The 22,934-nt window shown below is 63.8% G+C and carries 9 protein-coding genes; 4 read left to right on the top strand and 5 right to left on the bottom strand.

Translation table 11 applies throughout. The features are described 5' to 3' along the window. The first annotated feature begins 1,317 nt into the window (after positions 1-1,317). From NLN62_RS02025 to NLN62_RS02035, 3 genes are read left to right on the top strand one after another with little or no spacing between them, the layout of a single operon-like run. Positions 1,318-2,169, top strand: a complete 852-nt coding sequence (locus tag NLN62_RS02025) for a YqaJ viral recombinase family protein (RefSeq protein WP_371933093.1) — start codon at positions 1,318-1,320, stop codon at positions 2,167-2,169. Next, on the top strand, positions 2,153-3,343 hold the full coding sequence (locus NLN62_RS02030) for an ERF family protein (RefSeq protein WP_254107164.1): 1,191 nt from the start codon (positions 2,153-2,155) through the stop codon (positions 3,341-3,343). The genes NLN62_RS02025 and NLN62_RS02030 overlap by 17 nt, the downstream gene beginning before the upstream one ends. Then, entirely contained in the window at positions 3,340-3,924 is a 585-nt protein-coding gene (locus NLN62_RS02035; RefSeq protein WP_254107165.1) for a hypothetical protein, read from the top strand. Before NLN62_RS02030 ends, NLN62_RS02035 begins: the two co-directional genes overlap by 4 nt. Before the next feature lie 61 nt (positions 3,925-3,985). Here NLN62_RS02035 and NLN62_RS02040 read toward each other — a convergent pair whose 3' ends face one another. Further along, complete coding sequence (locus NLN62_RS02040) at positions 3,986-4,270, bottom strand: hypothetical protein (protein ID WP_254107166.1); 285 nt, start codon at positions 4,268-4,270, stop codon at positions 3,986-3,988. A gap of 169 nt (positions 4,271-4,439) precedes the next feature. Here NLN62_RS02040 and NLN62_RS02045 point away from each other — a divergent pair, with 169 nt between their 5' ends. Then, positions 4,440-5,765: a transposase gene (locus NLN62_RS02045; protein ID WP_254107167.1), complete on the top strand. Its 1,326-nt coding sequence runs from the start codon at positions 4,440-4,442 to the stop codon at positions 5,763-5,765. A gap of 417 nt (positions 5,766-6,182) precedes the next feature. Here the strand turns inward: NLN62_RS02045 and NLN62_RS02050 are convergent, their stop codons facing one another. From NLN62_RS02050 to NLN62_RS02065, 4 genes are all read right to left on the bottom strand, one after another. Continuing rightward, positions 6,183-7,547: an HlyD family type I secretion periplasmic adaptor subunit gene (locus tag NLN62_RS02050; RefSeq protein ID WP_254107168.1), complete on the bottom strand. Its 1,365-nt coding sequence runs from the start codon at positions 7,545-7,547 to the stop codon at positions 6,183-6,185. Between the two features lie 10 nt (positions 7,548-7,557). Next, the gene (locus NLN62_RS02055; RefSeq protein WP_254107169.1) at positions 7,558-9,270 is read right to left on the bottom strand and encodes a type I secretion system permease/ATPase; all 1,713 of its coding nucleotides are present in this window, start codon (positions 9,268-9,270) and stop codon (positions 7,558-7,560) included. A gap of 11 nt (positions 9,271-9,281) precedes the next feature. Next, entirely contained in the window at positions 9,282-9,632 is a 351-nt protein-coding gene (locus NLN62_RS02060; protein ID WP_254107170.1) for a hypothetical protein, read from the bottom strand. 84 nt (positions 9,633-9,716) lie between these two features. Next, positions 9,717-22,910 (bottom strand): VCBS domain-containing protein, encoded by a 13,194-nt coding sequence (locus NLN62_RS02065; RefSeq protein ID WP_254107171.1) that lies wholly within the window; start codon positions 22,908-22,910, stop codon positions 9,717-9,719. Between the last annotated feature and the right edge of the window lie 24 nt (positions 22,911-22,934).

A 22,934-nucleotide genomic window follows, 5' to 3' on the forward strand; every position in this document is an offset into this window, starting at 1 on the left:
TGGCTTGGTTGCGCCATCCTACGCCCAAAAAACCAACTCATCGTTGGTAACACACAGCGCCAGACGACAGGGCAACAGAGGCTTTCCATCCAGCAGAGCCCTCCAAGTCGAGTGCCAAATAGCTGGTGGAGCAATGACGCCGCACGGCGCCAACCGCCGCAAACGGCTATCAACCGCCCAAAAGCGCGTGGAGCGACCAATGAAGCGGCAATGGACGCTAGCTTTTGATTAGATAAGGTCCATTGCGGCTTATTTGGAATACTTGCGATATGCTCGGCCTTTGTGTTCGGCTTTCGCTTTGTGGCCGGGATTTCCGTTGCTGTCCCAATTCATCCCTCAAGGAGGAAGTCAGCAGGCCCAATCAGACGAAGAGTGAGCGCGTCGCTTGTAACTCATACCGCTATTGAAGTCGACTGCTATGCACGAAGGCGGCGAGCTACTGCGAGTCGTGGGTATGCGAACAAGGGACGCCGGTTCACGCTGGCAAGCGTAGCGGCAAAGGCGTCCTCGTGACGGCCACCTTTCGTAAATTTCTATCCTATGTGAGGTCGGACTTAACATCATTTCGGTCGGCCGAGGGGAGTATGACTACGGGTTTCCATAGCCAGCCCTGATAGCACCCCGTCCGCGATCTTCTCCAGAACGAAGCCAATTGCGTTTCGCAAATCTAGCCTGCCTCTGACCTTGCAGACCGAAGCGCGCGCTTCTGCATCGCCAGCGCGCTGCGCTCGTAGCGCTCTAATCCCTGAAGCGGCCTCACGTTTTCTACGACCAGCAAATTTGATAAATCAGTCAACATCGCTTGGCGGACCATTCGTACGCACCACAGCTCGCGCTTGGCCTGTGCGACGGCAGCCGCCGCGTCCGATCCGACCTCATATTCAAGGCCGGAGCGAACAACCAACATTAGATTGGCTAGCTCCGGGTCATACCGTTTGCAGCGACTAGCGAGTCCGTGGCGTAAGGCGTTGCGGCTCGACCGGGCTTTTCCACCCGCCGTTTTCGGGCCGGTGCTGCGTGCGGCGTTACTGCGATTGGCTTCGATTTGTCGAATTGACGCCATGCCTGAAGTCCTTGGCTATCGCTCGTCGCGAGACTCGAAAAGATCACTCCAACGCCTTGTAAATTCAAGGCTTTTCTGACCAAAAAGAGCAACAAACTTGCTGCAAAAGGACTGGCATTCCCGCGCAAAAGGAGCGTTACTGAATAGACCCGGGCGCAACCGATGGCCCCGGTATCTCACCCCGCGAGTGCGGGGCTTTTGGCGGTGCGGCGGCAGGCCGCGTGTGCGAAACCGAGGAGATACCGGTGGATACGATTTCGACCAACGGCGCCGAGGCGCCCCGTTCCGTCATCAGCTTCAACCGCTACGACCGACGCGCCTTTATCGGCGGCTCGGACGCGCGCATCATCATGGGCGACGATCAGGACGAGCTCATTCGTCTGTGGCGGGAAAAGCGCGGCGAGATCGCGCCGCAAGATTTTTCTCGCAACCTGATCGTTCAACTCGGCATCGTCACCGAAGCGCTCAACCGCAGCTGGTACCAGGGCGCTACGGGGCAGGCGATCACTGACGTCCAGAAGCGCGTTCGGCATCCCGTGCACGCCTGGATGGCGGCAACCCTGGACGGCATGATCGCAAAGACCGGCGCGGTGTTCGAGGCCAAGTTCATGCTGCCCTGGGCCTTCGCCGAAGAGGCGGCAGCCGAGAAGCATATGGCGCAGCTGCAGCACAACATGTGGGTGGTCGCGGCGCGCTCGGCCGTACTCTCGATCGTCACCGGCGGCGGCAAATGGGTTGAGATCACCGTCCATGCCGACCCGCTCTACCAACACCTGCTGCTGACCGCGGAAAAGAAGTTCTGGCGCTGCGTACAGAGCGGTGAGCCGCCGCTCCTGTTCGCCATCGAGCCCCCGCGCCCGCGGCTCGCCGCCATCAAGGTGGTCGACATGACCTCGTCCAATCTGTGGGCCGAATGCGCGGCGACCTACCTGCGCACCCGGAACGCCCATGTCGAGCACGAGCTGGCCAAAGCGGAGCTCAAGAAGCTGCTGCCCGAGGACGCCAAGGAAGCGTTTGGCCACGGCATTCGCGCCAAGCGCTCCAAGGCCGGCGCGATCAGCTTTGATCCGGTTGAGATGGAGAGCGTCCATGCATCAGGCCAGTGAGCATATCGGGGCGATCGCGGCGGCGCTGGCCCGCGCCCAGGCCGACCTGACCAACCCGGAAAAGACCCTGACTGCTCAGATCCGCTCGCCGTTCCTGCGCGATGACGACCGGACCTTTCGCTACGCCTCGCTGGCGAGCGGCCTCGACATCGTGCGCAAGACCCTCAGCCAGCAGGAGATCGCCACCATCCAGACCACCCGGGTCGAGGAAAGCACCGGCCACATCCACCTTACCACCCTGCTCGCCCATTCCTCCGGCGAGTGGATCTCCTCGGACTGGCCGGTCTGCGCCACCAAGGACGTCGAGGCGCCGCATCGCATGGGCGCGGCGCTGACCTACGCCCGGCGCTATGCCCTGTTCGCTTTGGTCGGGATCGCCGGCGAAGATGATCTGGACGCGCCCGACGCGGCGGCCGGCCTGCCGGCCGCAGGGCCGCAAGCAGCTCCCAGCGCACGAGCCAGGCCCGCCAAGGGCGTTCTCAACCGTGCGCCGGTGCTGGGGCTGCCGCAGTCCACCGAACTCCGGGAGCAGCTGCTGAGCCAGCTCGCAGACCTGCACGGCAGCAACGACCTGCTCGCCTGGGCCAAGGCCAGCCTGCCGCTGAAGAACACCTTGCAGGAGGCGGATGCCCGGATCGTCGAGGCGGCCTATCAAAGCAGGCTTGAGGACGTCGCGCGTCCCGCAGCCGGCCTGGCCGACCAAGCGGCAGCCTCGGAACGAGAGCGAGGCCTGTGCGCAGCGTCGCCCCTGACGGCCGCTGCGGACGTCGAGGCCGCGTTGCAGCCGTCATTGCCGGTGGCCGAAGGAGACGGGCTCGCTTATCCCAAGGAGCCGCCCCGCAAGCGCAGCAAGGCGCACCTGCTGTTTGTCCGGGAGCAGCCCTGCCTCATCTGCCAGCAGACCCCGTGCGACGCCCATCATCTGAAATTCGCCCAACCCCGGGCGCTCGGCTGCAAGGTCAGCGACGAATTCACCGTCCCCTTGTGCCGCGCCCATCACCAGGAGCTGCACCGACACGGCAACGAACGGGCCTGGTGGGCGAACCTGCAGATCGCGCCGTTGCCGGTGGCGCAGGAGTTGTGGGCGGCGAGTCCCGTCCACGATCCGGCTAGCGCCACCTTCAGGTCCGCGGCTCTCTCCGCAAACCTTGGCTCGGAGGCCTCTCCCCAATGAACGGTCCCTTCCAAACGGAGCAGCAGCTCACCGCCGCCGTGCTGCCGGTCGAGTTTGAAGTGCTGTCACCGCCACCCTTGCTGCTGCCGGGCGAACACCTGGACCACTACCAGGCGCTGCGGCAGGCGATCTTCGCGGACCTTGCGCCGCGATCCGCCATCGAGTGGCTGCTCGCTATCGACGTCGCCGAACTGTCGTGGGAGATCCAACGCTACCGCGCGTTGCGCCACAAGCTGCTCGAGACCTATCGCCAAAAGGCGATTGAGGCATTGCTACGGCGCATCGACATGGTCGGGATCGCTCCCGAGTTCGAAGATCAGGCTGAGTACTACACGCTGCAAAATGCCCTGAGCTGGCGGATTGATCCAATGGCTGCAGGCGAAATCGACGCGCGCCTTGCGTCCTATGGCTTCGATGCGCACGCCATCACCACAGAAGTCTACGTCCAGGCGCGCGAGATCTTGGTCCTGTTCGAAAGCCTGCTCAATGGCGCACAAACCAAGCGGATGTTGCTCCTCCGCGAGATCAACAACCACCGTTTCGCTGCACCACTGCGCCGGCGTCAAGTGGAACATACCTGAACACACGTCCTCGCCGAATGGCGAACATCCTAAGCTTGACTTTGGCCAATTTTACACTTGTTCATCTTGTACGCGGAACCCTGAACATCGGATCGTTCTCGACGATTTCATGAGCGCTCGTGAGCATGAGTTTCATGCGCCCCATATTGCCAAAGGTTGTCCAGCGCCCCTTCACGTTCGACCAGTAGAAGAGCTCGAAGCGATCGGTATCTGGAATGGGGCGCAGCCGTGCGACCGGATTTGATGTCCGACGGTTGATAATTAAATAACCGCCACTGCTCTTTTCTATGTCGTGATGCGTGAACTGAGCAGCAATCTGGGCAAGCGTTGGGTCGGATTTTGCCATAGCGCTCAATGTGCTCGATGGGTGCCGCGCGGGCCAGGATGAATCGGTTTGCCGACTCAATTTGTCGCAGCTGGACGAGGTTGCTGCGATTCATCGTGCCGATTCTACCGATGGGATGCAACATGCCCGCCTTCTCCCCCGCTCTTGCGATCCGCTGCCGCCGCGTTTTGTGGCCCGGCTTGCCGTCTTCACCGATCTGTTCACACGCCCCACTTGGCTGAATGTTCTGACGCTGCTCGCCGGCGTTATCCTGGCGCCCGGCCGGCGCACTGTCACGGCGGCGCTGCGCATCTTAGGGCGGGAGCGCGATCGCGATTTCTGTACTTTCCATCGCGTCCTCAACCGAGTGGCGTGGTCGTCGCGGGCCGCGGCAGGCCACCTGCTGCTCCTGCTGATCAAGGTCTTCGTGCCGGCCGGCGAGGCGGTGGTGATCGGGCTCGATGACACCATTGAGCGGCGCTGGGGGCCCAAGATCAGCGCCCGCGGCATCTATCGCGATCCGGTGCGCTCCTCCAAGGGGCACTTCGTCAAAGCCAGCGGCCTGCGCTGGCTTTCTGCCATGTTGCTGGTGCGCGTGCCGTGGGCCGATCGCGTCATGGCGCTGCCTTTCCTCACGCTGCTCGCCCCCTCCAAACGCTTCTATGACGGCAAATCGCGCTCGCCCAAGACGCTGCTCGATTGGGCCCGCCAGGCCGCCCGGCAAATCCGCCGCTGGTTGCCCGATCGATATATCGTACTGGTCGCCGACAGCGCCTTTGCGGCCATCGAATTCCTTGCCGCAGTCCGCAAGCACGTCTGCGTCGTCACCCGCCTGCGCCTCGATGCCAACCTGTTCGAATTTCCCCGACCAAAGCGCAAAGCTCGTGGCCGCCCTCCAATTCGAGGCAAGCCCCACAAAAAACTCTCTGCCATCCTCAAGGATCGCAACGTGTCCTGGACGCGTTATCGGGTCAGTCTCTGGTACGGCCGAACCAATCGCACCGTCGAGATCGCAACCGGCACTGCGCTGTGGTATCGCGGCGGTGTTCCGCCGGTGCCGATCCGCTGGCTGCTCGTCCGCGACCCAACCGGCGAACTCGACCCACAGGCTTTCCTGGCGACCGATCTCAACGCTCATCCCCGCGACATCCTCGCTTGGTTCGTCAGTCGCTGGCAGGTCGAAGTCACCTTCGAGGAAGTTCGCGCTCACCTCGGTGTCGAGACCCAGCGCCAGTGGTCGGACAAAGCCATTCTGCGCTCCACCCCGATTTTGCTCGGCCTCTACTCCATCATCACTCTATGGACCCACGACCTCGCCAAGGCACGAAAGCTGAAGCCCAGAACCGCAGCTTGGTATCCAAAAGCCACCCTGACCTTTAGCGATGCGATCGCCGCCGTTCGACGCCAAATATGGGCTCATCAGATTTCTTTCATGTCCCGGCCGCGCCGTGACAGCATAGAAATTCCGCGCCATATCTGGCGCCGGATGGAGAACGCGCTCGCCTACGCCGCATAAATCGGCCAAAGTCGAGCTAAGTGACTTGCCTAAAATTCTGTGCAATCTGTCATCCTGTAGCTTTATGCGACCGTCAGCTGCCGGGCCCGCACCGGATTGCATTCGTCGATCTAACGACTGGCAAGGCAAAGTGAAACACCGTAATCACCCGGTGATGGATCGCAGCGATATCTTTTGAACGCGTTTCACTCACTCACCACCTCGTGTTGCCGCCGAAGTCGCAGCGGCATTCAACCAACCTCGATACATGAAGCCGGTCGGTGTCCCCTTTTTGCCGGAAGCCGTGGTATCCAAGGGGCTTAGCAGGCACGATCTGGTTGTGAACCGAGAAGTGCCTTCGGGCAACGTCAGGCAATTTTGGACCAAAGGAAATCGACCTCGCCTTGCTTGGAGACAGGCCCACCTAAACGGAAACGCTTACTTCTGCCGGAACGACTGGTTGAACGACATCACCAGCGGGCCAACGATGTATTCAAATGCGGTGCGTTGCACGGTCGGAATCATCACAGTTGCGGGCATGCCGGGATAAAGCCGGATGTTGGGCATGGCCGCCATTTCGGCCTGATCGATGCGGACGAACGCCGTGTAATAGGGGCTGTTGGTTTTCGGATCGGTCAAGCGATCTGCCGAGACCTGAATCACATCGCCATGAATGATCGGCACGATACGCTGCTTATAGGCTGTGAGATGGACCTCGGCGCGCGTGTCAGGGTGCACGTCGCTGATGTCGTCCACGGCGACCTGGGCCTCGATGGTGAGGGAATCCTCGTCGGGCACGATGTCCAGGATCTTGTCGCCGCGCTGGATCACGCCGCCGACCGAGAACACGTTCAGTCCCACAACCCGCCCGGTATAGGGCGCCCGGATCTCCATGCGGCCCAACACCGCCTTGGCGCTCACCGCCTTCGGGATAACCTCGAGCAGTTTGGCTTGCGTATCGCGCAAATCCTTGGTGACCTCGGTCATCCGGTCATTGTCGAGCTGGGCCATCTGCTGCTCCTGCTCGGCAATCGCCTGGCGGGCCTTGGCGATATTGGCGCTTGTATCAGCGATCTGGCCCTCCAGACCGTATGCGGTGCGCTCCAGTTGCAGAATTCGCGGCCGCGCGACCAGGCCGCGTTGAACGAGTGGCGCAATGTCCTTGGCTTCACTGCGAACGGATTCGATCTGATCCGTAAACGATTTGACCTGCGCCGTCCCACCGACGATTTGCGAGCCGAGCTGGTTGATTTTTTCCCGGATTACGCTGCGCTGTCCTTCAAGCGCTGCGCGACGGCTCTCGAACTGGCTGACCTGTCCATTCCAGACACTCTTCAAATATTGATCATCAGACCGCGCCTTCAGATCGTTCGGCATGGCGAGTTCGGATCGGTGATCGAGCTCGGTCAGGAGCCGCACCTCGGTCGCGCGAAGCACGACATATTGCTGCGTCAACACATCATACTCGGCCCGCGCCTGGGTCTCGTCGAGCACGATCAAGAGGTCACCGGCGAGCACCCGCTCGCCCTCCCGGACGTGCAGCTCCTTGATGATGCCGCCGTCAAGGTGCTGGACGCTCTTGCGGTTGCCGTCGACCTTGACGACCGCGTTGGCAACCACCGCGCCATTGAGCGGTGCGGTCACCGCCCAGGTGCCGATGCCGCCGAAAAAGATGGCGATGATCAGCCAGCCCGCGAAAGCTACGCGGCGGATCGAGTCGTCTGGCATGCCGTCCCTGGTCGCGCCGCTTGCCCGGTTCGGGAACGAATGCCTGGATCGATTTGCAGCATCCAACGTCGTCATCTGAGGTGTCCTAACTGGCCGCTCCCTGGACGGCATGGACCGGAACCGGCCGTGTGAGCCGCGCCAGGATCTCGCTTCGCGGTCCGAACATCTCGGCGACGCCTTCGCGCAACATCAGGATCTTATCGACCACGCTGATGGTGACGGGCCGATGAGAAATGATGATCACCGTCGTTCCGCGCTCCTTCAGCGCCATGATGCAGTCGGCGAGTGCAGCATCGCCCTCCGCATCAAGATTTGAGCTCGGCTCATCGAGCACAACCAGGCTGGGGTTGCCGTAGACCGCGCGGGCCAGGCCAATACGCTGGCGATAACCTCCAGACAGGATCGCACCGCCCTCTCCGACCTGGGTGTCATAGCCTTCCGGCAGGCGCACGATCATCTCGTGCACCTCGGCCATGCGCGCAGCCAGGATGATGTCCTTGTCCTCTCCGTCCTTGAAACGGCAGATGTTGGCGGCGACGCTGTCAGCGAACAGCTCGATGTCCTGCGGCAAATAGCCAAGATGCTGGCCGAGTGACGATCTGATCCAGGTCGACACATTGGATCCGTCGAGACGAACCGCCCCTGCCGATGGCGCGAGCACGCCAACGATATGGCGCGCCAGCGTGGATTTGCCGGCGCCGGACGGGCCGATGATACCCAGCACTTCACCCGGCTCGATCTGGAACGACACGCCGCGCAGGACTGGCCGTGAACTGCCTGGGGCGACGAAGGACAGGGCTTCAACCGAAACGCGCCCCTCCGGTCGCGGCAGCGTCAGTCCAGCCTGCCCCCGTGATTTGACCGACAACAAGTCGCGCACCCGCAAATAGGCGCCGCGCGCGGACACCAGGCTGCGCCATGATGCAACGATCTGCTCGACCGGCTGCAACGCGCGCCCCAGCAGGATGCTGGCGGCAAACATCGCGCCGGCGGTGGTCAGCCGCTCGATCACCAGATAAGCGCCAAGACCGAGGATCAAGGATTGCATCGACAGCCGCAAGAACCGGATCAGGCTCTGCATCGTGGCCGCACGGTCGCTAGCGGTGACCTGGCGCTCGAGCATCCTGCTGCGGTCCCTGCTCCAGCGTTGCAACAGACCAGAGGTCATCCCCATCGCGCGCACCACCTCGGTGTTGCGCAGGCTCATCTCGGTGAAGCTGTAGTTACGGCTGGCGGCCTCACTGGCCTCGGCAAGCGGCGGCTTGACGATCCATTCATTGAGAACGGCGGCTGCGACCAGAATGAGCGAGCAGGCCAGCGCGAATGCGCCCAGCAAGGGATGCAAGCCAAAGATCACGGCGACATAAATCGGCGCCCATGGCAGATCGAAAATGGCGTGAACGCCAGTTCCGGTGATGAACTGACGAAAGGTGTCGAAATCGCGCAACAGCTGGCTGCGCGCGCCGCCGAGCGCCGTCGCATGGGCGATGATGGCGGTCATCACCCGGGGAGCGACCTTTCGGTCGAGGGCAATGCTGGTGCGCGTCAGCACGCGCGCGCGCACAGCATCAAGCCCCGCGAGCGCGGAAAATCCGAGCAGCAGCGCGATCGTCAGCATCAGCAGTGTGATTTCGCTCGCGCTCGAGATCACACGGTCATAGACCTGCAACATATAAAGCGGGCCGGCCAGATAGAGCAGGTTGATCGCCAGGCTGAAGATGGCGGCGGTGACGAAGTGACCTTTGGTCTCGCGAAGCAGCTGCCCAAATTCGCTTGCTCTTTTGCTGACGCTATTCACTTTACGCGACCTCAGTGATGATGAAAGAAGTCCTGCCAATCAGATGGGAAGAGTGACACGCCAAGCAGATCGATCGGCTCATGGCTTATGCCAATGGGCTCACCTCCATGACCGAGCTCGGCCCCGAGCACCGCACTCAAGCGGCCTGCAACCTGGTCCATCCCAGGCACATCAACATGAGGCGGTGGCGACGACGGCGGGAACGCAAAACTGTCGTGCAGTCCGCCGAGCCCCCAAGGATCGAAGCCGCCGCGGATGGCGCCATTGGGATCCGCCGAGCTCAGCCGATCTGTGAGGGGGGATGGGATATCACAGTGCGCGTCATTCGGGTCCCTATCCTGTTCGATAAAAATTGGCATCATTGGACGCCTCCAGTGTCTGAACTCAGGTCCAGCGATCTTTGTCTGCCACGGGTCTCTTCCCCGGCCCTCAGCCGGTCATGCCGATCAGGCGATGTGATGCGGATCATAGGTGATCACCGTGCCATTCGTTGTGTCGGCCTTCTCGGCAAAGCCGGCGGGATCATATTGACCGAGCAGGACGATGCTCGCCGTGTGAGCGCCATCCGAGACTGTCACGGTGCCGCCGGTCCCCGCCTGGTTTTCCGTGAAGCTGACAACGGTGCCGGCTTCGAAACTGACACCCTTGATGTCGATCTCGTCATTCCCATCGAGGCCGCTCACCGTGCCGGAGAAGTGGAAGGCATCATCCAGGATCAGATGGCCGGCGGCGGTCGTGTCGAAGGTGACACCTGCCGCCGCGGCTGCCCCGAACTCGATGGTGCCGGCCCCGCTGATCAGGGCGCTGCCATTGCCGGTAATCTCACCCTCAGCAGTGACCGTGCCGCCATTGGCCCAGATCAGGCCGGCGTTGGCCACCGCACTGGCGAGGACGAGCCCACCCGCGCCGGTCGCCTCAAGCGTGCCAGCGTTGGCAATCACGTTGGCGCCGGTATCGATCACCAAGGCATGGGTGCCATTGGCATCGATGGTGCCCTCGTTGCTCAGCGTCAGGCTACCCTGCCCTAGCTGGCCCGCACCGGAGATCACGTTGTCGACGTTATCAAGCGTAACGTTCGAGGCCGTGCCGGCGATGACGTTGTGGTTATCGTCGGACAGGACCACATGACCGCCACCGTTGAGGGTGATCCCGGTTTGGATCAGCTGCAGCAACGTGTCGTCGCCGGAGGTCTGCAGGTCGATCTCGCCGGTGTTGTGGATGACGCCCGACAGCGGCAGCATCGCGCCGTCGCCGATCGTCATCGGCCCTGGATTTTCGGTTGTCGGCGTCACGTCGAACTCGAAATTCGCGGCGGTCAGGTCCGCGGTATGAACGCCGTCCAGCGTGATCGTCTGACCATCGGCCAGCGTGATCACGGCGTTTCCATTAGGGTCGTCGGCGGTGTGGGTCTGAACGTCGCTGAAACTCTGCCAGCCGTAGCTGATCAGGTCGATGACGTCGGCGGACACCTCGAAGCTATGTACGACATCGTTGCCGATCGGCTGCGAGAACACGAAGGTGTCGTGGCCGCTCGAGCCGGTCAGGGTGTCGTCGCCTGAAAGCGCAAAGATTGGGGAGCCCGGCGCATAGGCTTCGACGATGTTGGTGATGATTGCGCTTCCGATACTGCCGTCCGCGTTGGTCCAGTTTTCTATTGCCTGCAACGTCACCGCGCCGGCGTAGCCTAGAGGCGATGTGATCGTCAGCTTGCTAAGATCATATGTCTGTACGGTCCAGATACCATTGCCGTCATCGGTGCCCTCGCTCAAGCTCCAGCCGGCGAGAACGCCGGAGATGGTCATTGTGACGGAGCCGAGGTGATCCGCCGGATTGGTCAAGCCCAAGCTGATCGGAGAGCCGGCGACACCGGCGGGTCCGAGGGTACCGTCGTAGACAATGATATCCGAGGCGGCGATCGCTGTGACACCCGCCAACGTCGTTACGTTGTTGAGCGTTGCTACCTGCACGCGGCTGCTAGTAGTACTCCAGTCCGTATCAAACCAAATTTCGCCATGCCCCGTGGTCGAGTTGAACACGATGACATAGGTGTTGGTGGCGCTACCGCCATTATTGGTTGTAATGTTTGTGGTCGTTTGTGACGCAGAAATCACATCAACATGGTTGTCGTCCGCGGCATTAATGTTGGTGATCGCTGTACGGGAGCTAAAATCAGCGCTGTTAAGCATTGTGCCATTTGCGCTGGCGCTAGTGTTCGTGAAGCTAACGCCGCCCGAAACAGCACCGCCGAGGAAGCCGATCTTATCGGTACCCTGCGTGTAGTCAGTTATAGTGTCTGTACCCCCGTTGGTTTGCAGGCGGAACTGGTCGGCGCCGCTATTGCCGGTCAGTGAGTCATTTCCTCCCTTGCCAATGAGTACGTCGTTGCCAGAGCCGCCCGTGAAAGCGTCAGCTTGGGCGCTACCAACCATAACGAACGATCCCGACGTTACGATGCTCGCGTTGACCGTGAGACCCGCAGCGTTATTGCCAGCGAGTGTAGATCCGTCGATGGTTAGCGTGCCATTGTTGTTAAATGACGAATCGAAGGTCGCGGTTACGACCGGACCATTTCCGGTTGTGTCACTCCGGACGATTTGGAGGATCTCGAAGTTGGTGAGCCCAATATCCGTGTGCCCTCCGTCCCCGAAAGTGTAAGTTTTCGTGGTGTTCTTAGCGGTATCGATTGTCAACGTATCGGTGCCGCTACCGCCGGTGATAACGTCACCATTGGTGGCGGTCGTATTGGTCCCGTTCACCTGATTCGTCCCGGATGTATAGGAGACGGTATCGGGCCCGTTCGTAAGCGTGAACGGATTAGGACTGCTGAGATCTATGGTCGCAGTGGCCGTTCCGGTCGATACCCCGCCATCGCCGTCATTCACGCTATAGGTTACTGTGCGATCTGCAAGAGATGGGTTGCTCGACGAGTTCGAATAAAGGATATGGTCGAGGAGGGCCTGCACCGCCGTAGGCGTCGCAGCGTTATTATTGAATGTGATAACAAGATTTGTTCCATTGGTGCCGCCAGTAAACGTGCCGATCGTGGTTCCGCCAAAGGTCACATTGCTGCCGCTTACGCCGATTTGACCAACTCCTGCGCCTTGGTTTTGGATCGTCAATTGATCGGACGTGGTACCGTTTGCAGTAAATGAGACAGTTAGCGATCCGGTGTTGAAGTTGGCAGAATCGACGTCCGACACGGTCGCCGCTGGCGAGATGGCTGCTGCCGACCCACCCACTGTGTAGCTCAACGTGTTGCCTGCCGTTATCGCAGGCGCGTCGTTGCTGCCGTTGATGGTGATCGTCACCACCTGGGTGGTGCCGTCGGCCGTTGCCACCGTGATGTGGTCGGTCAGCGTACCGCCGGTGTTAAGGGCCTGCACCGCGGCGTTGTTGTTGTTGAGCGTGTAGGTCCAGACCCCGCCCGCCGTCATCGCGTAGGTGCCGTAGCCATCCGTGCTGGCCGTGCCCGCCGTCACCACCTGGAAGGTGTTGGCCGCATTGTCGACGTCGGTGTCGGCCAGCGTGCCGGTCGCGGTCGGCGTGCCCGGCGAGCCGTTGGCAACGCCGCCAGCCTCCGTGACCGCCCCGGTGATCGTGCCGGAGATCACCGCGGCGTCGTTGCTGCCGTTGATGGTGATCGTCACCACCTGGGTGGTGCCGTCGGCCGTTGCCACCGTGATGTGGTCGGTCAGCGTACCGCCGGTGTTAAGGGCCTGCACCGCGGCGTTGTTGTTGTTGAGCGTGTAGGTCCAGACCCCGCCCGCCGTCATCGCGTAGGTGCCGTAGCCATCCGTGCTGGCCGTGCCCGCCGTCACCACCTGGAAGGTGTTGGCCGCATTGTCGACGTCGGTGTCGGCCAGCGTGCCGGTCGCGGTCGGCGTGCCCGGCGAGCCGTTGGCAACGCCGCCAGCCTCCGTGACCGCCCCGGTGATCGTGCCGGAGATCACCGCGGCGTCGTTGCTGCCGTTGATGGTGATCGTCACCACCTGGGTGGTGCCGTCGGCCGTTGCCACCGTGATGTGGTCGGTCAGCGTACCGCCGGTGTTAAGGGCCTGCACCGCGGCGTTGTTGTTGTTGAGCGTGTAGGTCCAGGTGCCGGCCGCCGTCATTTCGTACGTGCCGTAGCCATGGTCGGTGGCCGAGCCGGCCGCCGCCGCCGTGAAGGTGTTGGCCGCATTGTCGACGTCGGTGTCGGTCAGCGTCCCGCTCGCCGTCGGAGTCCCGGCAATGGCGTTGGCAACGCCGCCGGCTTCCACCACGGTGCCGCTCGAGGTGCCGCTGATGATGGCGGCGTCGTTGGTGCCGTTGATGGTCACCGTGATCACCTGGGCAGTGCCGTCGATCGTCGTGACCGTGAAGGTGTCAGTCGTGCTGTCGCCGACGTTGAGCCCCTGCACCGTCGCGTTGCTGTTGTCCAGCGTGTAGGTCCAGGTGCCGGCCGCCGTCATTTCGTACGTGCCGTAGCCATGGTCGGTGGCCGAGCCGGCCGCCGCCGCCGTGAAGGTGTTGGCCGCATTGTCGACGTCGGTGTCGGTCAGCGTCCCGCTCGCCGTCGGAGTCCCGGCAATGGCGTTGGCAACGCCGCCGGCTTCCACCACGGTGCCGCTCGAGGTGCCGCTGATGATGGCGGCGTCGTTGGTGCCGTTGATGGTCACCGTGATCACCTGGGCAGTGCCGTCGATCGTCGTGACCGTGAAGGTGTCAGTCGTGCTGTCGCCGACGTTGAGCCCCTGCACCGTCGCGTTGCTGTTGTCCAGCGTGTAGGTCCAGGTGCCGGCCGCCGTCATTTCGTACGTGCCGTAGCCATGGTCGGTGGCCGAGCCGGCCGCCGCCGCCGTGAAGGTGTTGGCCGCATTGTCGACGTCGGTGTCGGTCAGCGTCCCGCTCGCCGTCGGAGTCCCGGCAATGGCGTTGGCAACGCCGCCGGCTTCCACCACGGTGCCGCTCGAGGTGCCGCTGATGATGGCGGCGTCGTTGGTGCCGTTGATGGTCACCGTGATCACCTGGGCAGTGCCGTCGATCGTCGTGACCGTGAAGGTGTCAGTCGTGCTGTCGCCGACGTTGAGCCCCTGCACCGTCGCGTTGCTGTTGTCCAGCGTGTAGGTCCAGGTGCCGGCCGCCGTCATTTCGTACGTGCCGTAGCCATGGTCGGTGGCCGAGCCGGCCGCCGCCGCCGTGAAGGTGTTGGCCGCATTGTCGACGTCGGTGTCGGTCAGCGTCCCGCTCGCCGTCGGAGTCCCGGCAATGGCGTTGGCAACGCCGCCGGCTTCCACCACGGTGCCGCTCGAGGTGCCGCTGATGATGGCGGCGTCGTTGGTGCCGTTGATGGTCACCGTGATCACCTGGGCAGTGCCGTCGATCGTCGTGACCGTGAAGGTGTCAGTCGTGCTGTCGCCGACGTTGAGCCCCTGCACCGTCGCGTTGCTGTTGTCCAGCGTGTAGGTCCAGGTGCCGGCCGCCGTCATTTCGTACGTGCCGTAGCCATGGTCGGTGGCCGAGCCGGCCGCCGCCGCCGTGAAGGTGTTGGCCGCATTGTCGACGTCGGTGTCGGTCAGCGTCCCGCTCGCCGTCGGAGTCCCGGCAATGGCGTTGGCAACGCCGCCGGCTTCCACCACGGTGCCGCTCGAGGTGCCGCTGATGATGGCGGCGTCGTTGGTGCCGTTGATGGTCACCGTGATCACCTGGGCAGTGCCGTCGATCGTCGTGACCGTGAAGGTGTCAGTCGTGCTGTCGCCGACGTTGAGCCCCTGCACCGTCGCGTTGCTGTTGTCCAGCGTGTAGGTCCAGGTGCCGGCCGCCGTCATTTCGTACGTGCCGTAGCCATGGTCGGTGGCCGAGCCGGCCGCCGCCGCCGTGAAGGTGTTGGCCGCATTGTCGACGTCGGTGTCGGTCAGCGTCCCGCTCGCCGTCGGAGTCCCGGCAATGGCGTTGGCAACGCCGCCGGCTTCCACCACGGTGCCGCTCGAGGTGCCGCTGATGATGGCGGCGTCGTTGGTGCCGTTGATGGTCACCGTGATCACCTGGGCAGTGCCGTCGATCGTCGTGACCGTGAAGGTGTCAGTCGTGCTGTCGCCGACGTTGAGCCCCTGCACCGTCGCGTTGCTGTTGTCCAGCGTGTAGGTCCAGGTGCCGGCCGCCGTCATTTCGTACGTGCCGTAGCCATGGTCGGTGGCCGAGCCGGCCGCCGCCGCCGTGAAGGTGTTGGCCGCATTGTCGACGTCGGTGTCGGTCAGCGTCCCGCTCGCCGTCGGAGTCCCGGCAATGGCGTTGGCAACGCCGCCGGCTTCCACCACGGTGCCGCTCGAGGTGCCGCTGATGATGGCGGCGTCGTTGGTGCCGTTGATGGTCACCGTGATCACCTGGGCAGTGCCGTCGATCGTCGTGACCGTGAAGGTGTCAGTCGTGCTGTCGCCGACGTTGAGCCCCTGCACCGTCGCGTTGCTGTTGTCCAGCGTGTAGGTCCAGGTGCCGGCCGCCGTCATTTCGTACGTGCCGTAGCCATGGTCGGTGGCCGAGCCGGCCGCCGCCGCCGTGAAGGTGTTGGCCGCATTGTCGACGTCGGTGTCGGTCAGCGTCCCGCTCGCCGTCGGAGTCCCGGCAATGGCGTTGGCAACGCCGCCGGCTTCCACCACGGTGCCGCTCGAGGTGCCGCTGATGATGGCGGCGTCGTTGGTGCCGTTGATGGTCACCGTGATCACCTGGGCAGTGCCGTCGATCGTCGTGACCGTGAAGGTGTCAGTCGTGCTGTCGCCGACGTTGAGCCCCTGCACCGTCGCGTTGCTGTTGTCCAGCGTGTAGGTCCAGGTGCCGGCCGCCGTCATTTCGTACGTGCCGTAGCCATGGTCGGTGGCCGAGCCGGCCGCCGCCGCCGTGAAGGTGTTGGCCGCATTGTCGACGTCGGTGTCGGTCAGCGTCCCGCTCGCCGTCGGAGTCCCGGCAATGGCGTTGGCAACGCCGCCGGCTTCCACCACGGTGCCGCTCGAGGTGCCGCTGATGATGGCGGCGTCGTTGGTGCCGTTGATGGTCACCGTGATCACCTGGGCAGTGCCGTCGATCGTCGTGACCGTGAAGGTGTCAGTCGTGCTGTCGCCGACGTTGAGCCCCTGCACCGTCGCGTTGCTGTTGTCCAGCGTGTAGGTCCAGGTGCCGGCCGCCGTCATTTCGTACGTGCCGTAGCCATGGTCGGTGGCCGAGCCGGCCGCCGCCGCCGTGAAGGTGTTGGCCGCATTGTCGACGTCGGTGTCGGTCAGCGTCCCGCTCGCCGTCGGAGTCCCGGCAATGGCGTTGGCAACGCCGCCGGCTTCCACCACGGTGCCGCTCGAGGTGCCGCTGATGATGGCGGCGTCGTTGGTGCCGTTGATGGTCACCGTGATCACCTGGGCAGTGCCGTCGATCGTCGTGACCGTGAAGGTGTCAGTCGTGCTGTCGCCGACGTTGAGCCCCTGCACCGTCGCGTTGCTGTTGTCCAGCGTGTAGGTCCAGGTGCCGGCCGCCGTCATTTCGTACGTGCCGTAGCCATGGTCGGTGGCCGAGCCGGCCGCCGCCGCCGTGAAGGTGTTGGCCGCATTGTCGACGTCGGTGTCGGTCAGCGTCCCGCTCGCCGTCGGAGTCCCGGCAATGGCGTTGGCAACGCCGCCGGCTTCCACCACGGTGCCGCTCGAGGTGCCGCTGATGATGGCGGCGTCGTTGGTGCCGTTGATGGTCACCGTGATCACCTGGGCAGTGCCGTCGATCGTCGTGACCGTGAAGGTGTCAGTCGTGCTGTCGCCGACGTTGAGCCCCTGCACCGTCGCGTTGCTGTTGTCCAGCGTGTAGGTCCAGGTGCCGGCCGCCGTCATTTCGTACGTGCCGTAGCCATGGTCGGTGGCCGAGCCGGCCGCCGCCGCCGTGAAGGTGTTGGCCGCATTGTCGACGTCGGTGTCGGTCAGCGTCCCGCTCGCCGTCGGAGTCCCGGCAATGGCGTTGGCAACGCCGCCGGCTTCCACCACGGTGCCGCTCGAGGTGCCGCTGATGATGGCGGCGTCGTTGGTGCCGTTGATGGTCACCGTGATCACCTGGGCAGTGCCGTCGATCGTCGTGACCGTGAAGGTGTCAGTCGTGCTGTCGCCGACGTTGAGCCCCTGCACCGTCGCGTTGCTGTTGTCCAGCGTGTAGGTCCAGGTGCCGGCCGCCGTCATTTCGTACGTGCCGTAGCCATGGTCGGTGGCCGAGCCGGCCGCCGCCGCCGTGAAGGTGTTGGCCGCATTGTCGACGTCGGTGTCGGTCAGCGTCCCGCTCGCCGTCGGAGTCCCGGCAATGGCGTTGGCAACGCCGCCGGCTTCCACCACGGTGCCGCTCGAGGTGCCGCTGATGATGGCGGCGTCGTTGGTGCCGTTGATGGTCACCGTGATCACCTGGGCAGTGCCGTCGATCGTCGTGACCGTGAAGGTGTCAGTCGTGCTGTCGCCGACGTTGAGCCCCTGCACCGTCGCGTTGCTGTTGTCCAGCGTGTAGGTCCAGGTGCCGGCCGCCGTCATTTCGTACGTGCCGTAGCCATGGTCGGTGGCCGAGCCGGCCGCCGCCGCCGTGAAGGTGTTGGCCGCATTGTCGACGTCGGTGTCGGTCAGCGTCCCGCTCGCCGTCGGAGTCCCGGCAATGGCGTTGGCAACGCCGCCGGCTTCCACCACGGTGCCGCTCGAGGTGCCGCTGATGATGGCGGCGTCGTTGGTGCCGTTGATGGTCACCGTGATCACCTGGGCAGTGCCGTCGATCGTCGTGACCGTGAAGGTGTCAGTCGTGCTGTCGCCGACGTTGAGCCCCTGCACCGTCGCGTTGCTGTTGTCCAGCGTGTAGGTCCAGGTGCCGGCCGCCGTCATTTCGTACGTGCCGTAGCCATGGTCGGTGGCCGAGCCGGCCGCCGCCGCCGTGAAGGTGTTGGCCGCATTGTCGACGTCGGTGTCGGTCAGCGTCCCGCTCGCCGTCGGAGTCCCGGCAATGGCGTTGGCAACGCCGCCGGCTTCCACCACGGTGCCGCTCGAGGTGCCGCTGATGATGGCGGCGTCGTTGGTGCCGTTGATGGTCACCGTGATCACCTGGGCAGTGCCGTCGATCGTCGTGACCGTGAAGGTGTCAGTCGTGCTGTCGCCGACGTTGAGCCCCTGCACCGTCGCGTTGCTGTTGTCCAGCGTGTAGGTCCAGGTGCCGGCCGCCGTCATTTCGTACGTGCCGTAGCCATGGTCGGTGGCCGAGCCGGCCGCCGCCGCCGTGAAGGTGTTGGCCGCATTGTCGACGTCGGTGTCGGTCAGCGTCCCGCTCGCCGTCGGAGTCCCGGCAATGGCGTTGGCAACGCCGCCGGCTTCCACCACGGTGCCGCTCGAGGTGCCGCTGATGATGGCGGCGTCGTTGGTGCCGTTGATGGTCACCGTGATCACCTGGGCAGTGCCGTCGATCGTCGTGACCGTGAAGGTGTCAGTCGTGCTGTCGCCGACGTTGAGCCCCTGCACCGTCGCGTTGCTGTTGTCCAGCGTGTAGGTCCAGGTGCCGGCCGCCGTCATTTCGTACGTGCCGTAGCCATGGTCGGTGGCCGAGCCGGCCGCCGCCGCCGTGAAGGTGTTGGCCGCATTGTCGACGTCGGTGTCGGTCAGCGTCCCGCTCGCCGTCGGAGTCCCGGCAATGGCGTTGGCAACGCCGCCGGCTTCCACCACGGTGCCGCTCGAGGTGCCGCTGATGATGGCGGCGTCGTTGGTGCCGTTGATGGTCACCGTGATCACCTGGGCAGTGCCGTCGATCGTCGTGACCGTGAAGGTGTCAGTCGTGCTGTCGCCGACGTTGAGCCCCTGCACCGTCGCGTTGCTGTTGTCCAGCGTGTAGGTCCAGGTGCCGGCCGCCGTCATTTCGTACGTGCCGTAGCCATGGTCGGTGGCCGAGCCGGCCGCCGCCGCCGTGAAGGTGTTGGCCGCATTGTCGACGTCGGTGTCGGTCAGCGTCCCGCTCGCCGTCGGAGTCCCGGCAATGGCGTTGGCAACGCCGCCGGCTTCCACCACGGTGCCGCTCGAGGTGCCGCTGATGATGGCGGCGTCGTTGGTGCCGTTGATGGTCACCGTGATCACCTGGGCAGTGCCGTCGATCGTCGTGACCGTGAAGGTGTCAGTCGTGCTGTCGCCGACGTTGAGCCCCTGCACCGTCGCGTTGCTGTTGTCCAGCGTGTAGGTCCAGGTGCCGGCCGCCGTCATTTCGTACGTGCCGTAGCCATGGTCGGTGGCCGAGCCGGCCGCCGCCGCCGTGAAGGTGTTGGCCGCATTGTCGACGTCGGTGTCGGTCAGCGTCCCGCTCGCCGTCGGAGTCCCGGCAATGGCGTTGGCAACGCCGCCGGCTTCCACCACGGTGCCGCTCGAGGTGCCGCTGATGATGGCGGCGTCGTTGGTGCCGTTGATGGTCACCGTGATCACCTGGGCAGTGCCGTCGATCGTCGTGACCGTGAAGGTGTCAGTCGTGCTGTCGCCGACGTTGAGCCCCTGCACCGTCGCGTTGCTGTTGTCCAGCGTGTAGGTCCAGGTGCCGGCCGCCGTCATTTCGTACGTGCCGTAGCCATGGTCGGTGGCCGAGCCGGCCGCCGCCGCCGTGAAGGTGTTGGCCGCATTGTCGACGTCGGTGTCGGTCAGCGTCCCGCTCGCCGTCGGAGTCCCGGCAATGGCGTTGGCAACGCCGCCGGCTTCCACCACGGTGCCGCTCGAGGTGCCGCTGATGATGGCGGCGTCGTTGGTGCCGTTGATGGTCACCGTGATCACCTGGGCAGTGCCGTCGATCGTCGTGACCGTGAAGGTGTCAGTCGTGCTGTCGCCGACGTTGAGCCCCTGCACCGTCGCGTTGCTGTTGTCCAGCGTGTAGGTCCAGGTGCCGGCCGCCGTCATTTCGTACGTGCCGTAGCCATGGTCGGTGGCCGAGCCGGCCGCCGCCGCCGTGAAGGTGTTGGCCGCATTGTCGACGTCGGTGTCGGTCAGCGTCCCGCTCGCCGTCGGAGTCCCGGCAATGGCGTTGGCAACGCCGCCGGCTTCCACCACGGTGCCGCTCGAGGTGCCGCTGATGATGGCGGCGTCGTTGGTGCCGTTGATGGTCACCGTGATCACCTGGGCAGTGCCGTCGATCGTCGTGACCGTGAAGGTGTCAGTCGTGCTGTCGCCGACGTTGAGCCCCTGCACCGTCGCGTTGCTGTTGTCCAGCGTGTAGGTCCAGGTGCCGGCCGCCGTCATTTCGTACGTGCCGTAGCCATGGTCGGTGGCCGAGCCGGCCGCCGCCGCCGTGAAGGTGTTGGCCGCATTGTCGACGTCGGTGTCGGTCAGCGTCCCGCTCGCCGTCGGAGTCCCGGCAATGGCGTTGGCAACGCCGCCGGCTTCCACCACGGTGCCGCTCGAGGTGCCGCTGATGATGGCGGCGTCGTTGGTGCCGTTGATGGTCACCGTGATCACCTGGGCAGTGCCGTCGATCGTCGTGACCGTGAAGGTGTCAGTCGTGCTGTCGCCGACGTTGAGCCCCTGCACCGTCGCGTTGCTGTTGTCCAGCGTGTAGGTCCAGGTGCCGGCCGCCGTCATTTCGTACGTGCCGTAGCCATGGTCGGTGGCCGAGCCGGCCGCCGCCGCCGTGAAGGTGTTGGCCGCATTGTCGACGTCGGTGTCGGTCAGCGTCCCGCTCGCCGTCGGAGTCCCGGCAATGGCGTTGGCAACGCCGCCGGCTTCCACCACGGTGCCGCTCGAGGTGCCGCTGATGATGGCGGCGTCGTTGGTGCCGTTGATGGTCACCGTGATCACCTGGGCAGTGCCGTCGATCGTCGTGACCGTGAAGGTGTCAGTCGTGCTGTCGCCGACGTTGAGCCCCTGCACCGTCGCGTTGCTGTTGTCCAGCGTGTAGGTCCAGGTGCCGGCCGCCGTCATTTCGTACGTGCCGTAGCCATGGTCGGTGGCCGAGCCGGCCGCCGCCGCCGTGAAGGTGTTGGCCGCATTGTCGACGTCGGTGTCGGTCAGCGTCCCGCTCGCCGTCGGAGTCCCGGCAATGGCGTTGGCAACGCCGCCGGCTTCCACCACGGTGCCGCTCGAGGTGCCGCTGATGATGGCGGCGTCGTTGGTGCCGTTGATGGTCACCGTGATCACCTGGGCAGTGCCGTCGATCGTCGTGACCGTGAAGGTGTCAGTCGTGCTGTCGCCGACGTTGAGCCCCTGCACCGTCGCGTTGCTGTTGTCCAGCGTGTAGGTCCAGGTGCCGGCCGCCGTCATTTCGTACGTGCCGTAGCCATGGTCGGTGGCCGAGCCGGCCGCCGCCGCCGTGAAGGTGTTGGCCGCATTGTCGACGTCGGTGTCGGTCAGCGTCCCGCTCGCCGTCGGAGTCCCGGCAATGGCGTTGGCAACGCCGCCGGCTTCCACCACGGTGCCGCTCGAGGTGCCGCTGATGATGGCGGCGTCGTTGGTGCCGTTGATGGTCACCGTGATCACCTTGTCGACCGTCGAGGTGCCGTCAAACAGATGGACCGTGAAGGTCTCGGTCTTGGTTTGGCCCTGCGCCAAATATTGGATCGAGCTGTCGGCAACCGAGTAGTTCCAGCTGATCACCCCGCCGGTGCCGGTGGCGTGCGAGTCGTCGGTGGTGACCGACGCCGTCAGCGTCCCGAGCACCCCGCCCGACGGGGTCACACTGGTGACGCTGTGGGTGTCGGAAAGGTCGATGTCGCTGAACGACAGCGTGCCGCTCGCGGTCTCGCTGGTCGTATGGGCGTCCTCGGTCACCGCGCCACTGGCGCTATTGCCGGCGCCAACCGTGATCACCGCATTGTCGTTGGTCCCGGTGACCGTAATTGTCAGGTTGGCCGAGCTCGAGCCACCATGGTTGTCGGAATTGGTGTAGCTGAACGTGTCGTAAGCTTTCTGACCTTCCGCGAGGGCCTGGACGTTGGCCTGCGCGTTGTTCAGCGTGTAGGTATAGGTACCATCGGCATTAAGGTGTAGCGTGCCGTAGGTGCCCACAACATCGGTGCCGACCTTGGTCGCGCTGCCGTTTACGGCCGTGACACTGTGGGTATCGTGGGTGTCGGCGTCAGTATCATTGCTCAGGACGTTGCCGGTGACCGGGCCCGGTGCAGTATCTTCTTTGACTGCATTGCTGTCAGCGACTGCGACTGGGCCATCATTAACGCCCGCAATCTTTACCGTGGCGGTGGCCCAGCTCAGGGTGCCGTTACCAAGGCGAATGGCGTAGATAAACGAGTCGGTGAAAAACTCGCCCGCCGAGAGGGCATTGATTTGCGCGCTCAACGCTGACGCGTCGTATCCGACTTTTCCGTCAGCCGTAATCCAGATCTTGGCGCCATTTAGACTGGTATCCGAACTGGTCGCTTCAGCCCGTGCAGTATCCTGGGTCAACAGATCAGCAGCACTGTAGCCGCTCATCGCCCCGCTATTATTGATGCCGTTGTCGATCGAAAATAGTGTCTTGGCATTGCCGCCAAGATCGTTGGCCATAACATCGAAAATGACCGGCTGAACATTATCTTCCGTCAGTGTAATCACAGCACCGGTAGTTGCCGATATCCCGGTAGTCACCAGATCGTCTTTGGCTTGTGGAGTATTGCAGAATGACGTGGTGCTGCCGCCGCCGGTTGTCTGGGTAGCCATGTCTTAGACCTCAGAATCGCAAAT

Source organism: Bradyrhizobium sp. CCGUVB23 (assembly GCF_024199885.1).
In the GTDB taxonomy this organism is placed as follows: domain Bacteria; phylum Pseudomonadota; class Alphaproteobacteria; order Rhizobiales; family Xanthobacteraceae; genus Bradyrhizobium.

Coding starts and splice junctions, on each gene's coding strand:
- NLN62_RS02030 (WP_254107164.1), top strand. CDS start 2,153: ATGCATCAGGCCAGTGAGCATATCGGGGCGATCGCGGCGGCGCTGGCC.
- NLN62_RS02035 (WP_254107165.1), top strand. CDS start 3,340: ATGAACGGTCCCTTCCAAACGGAGCAGCAGCTCACCGCCGCCGTGCTG.
- NLN62_RS02040 (WP_254107166.1), bottom strand. CDS start 4,270: ATGGCAAAATCCGACCCAACGCTTGCCCAGATTGCTGCTCAGTTCACG.
- NLN62_RS02050 (WP_254107168.1), bottom strand. CDS start 7,547: ATGACGACGTTGGATGCTGCAAATCGATCCAGGCATTCGTTCCCGAAC.
- NLN62_RS02060 (WP_254107170.1), bottom strand. CDS start 9,632: ATGATGCCAATTTTTATCGAACAGGATAGGGACCCGAATGACGCGCAC.
- NLN62_RS02065 (WP_254107171.1), bottom strand. CDS start 22,910: ATGGCTACCCAGACAACCGGCGGCGGCAGCACCACGTCATTCTGCAAT.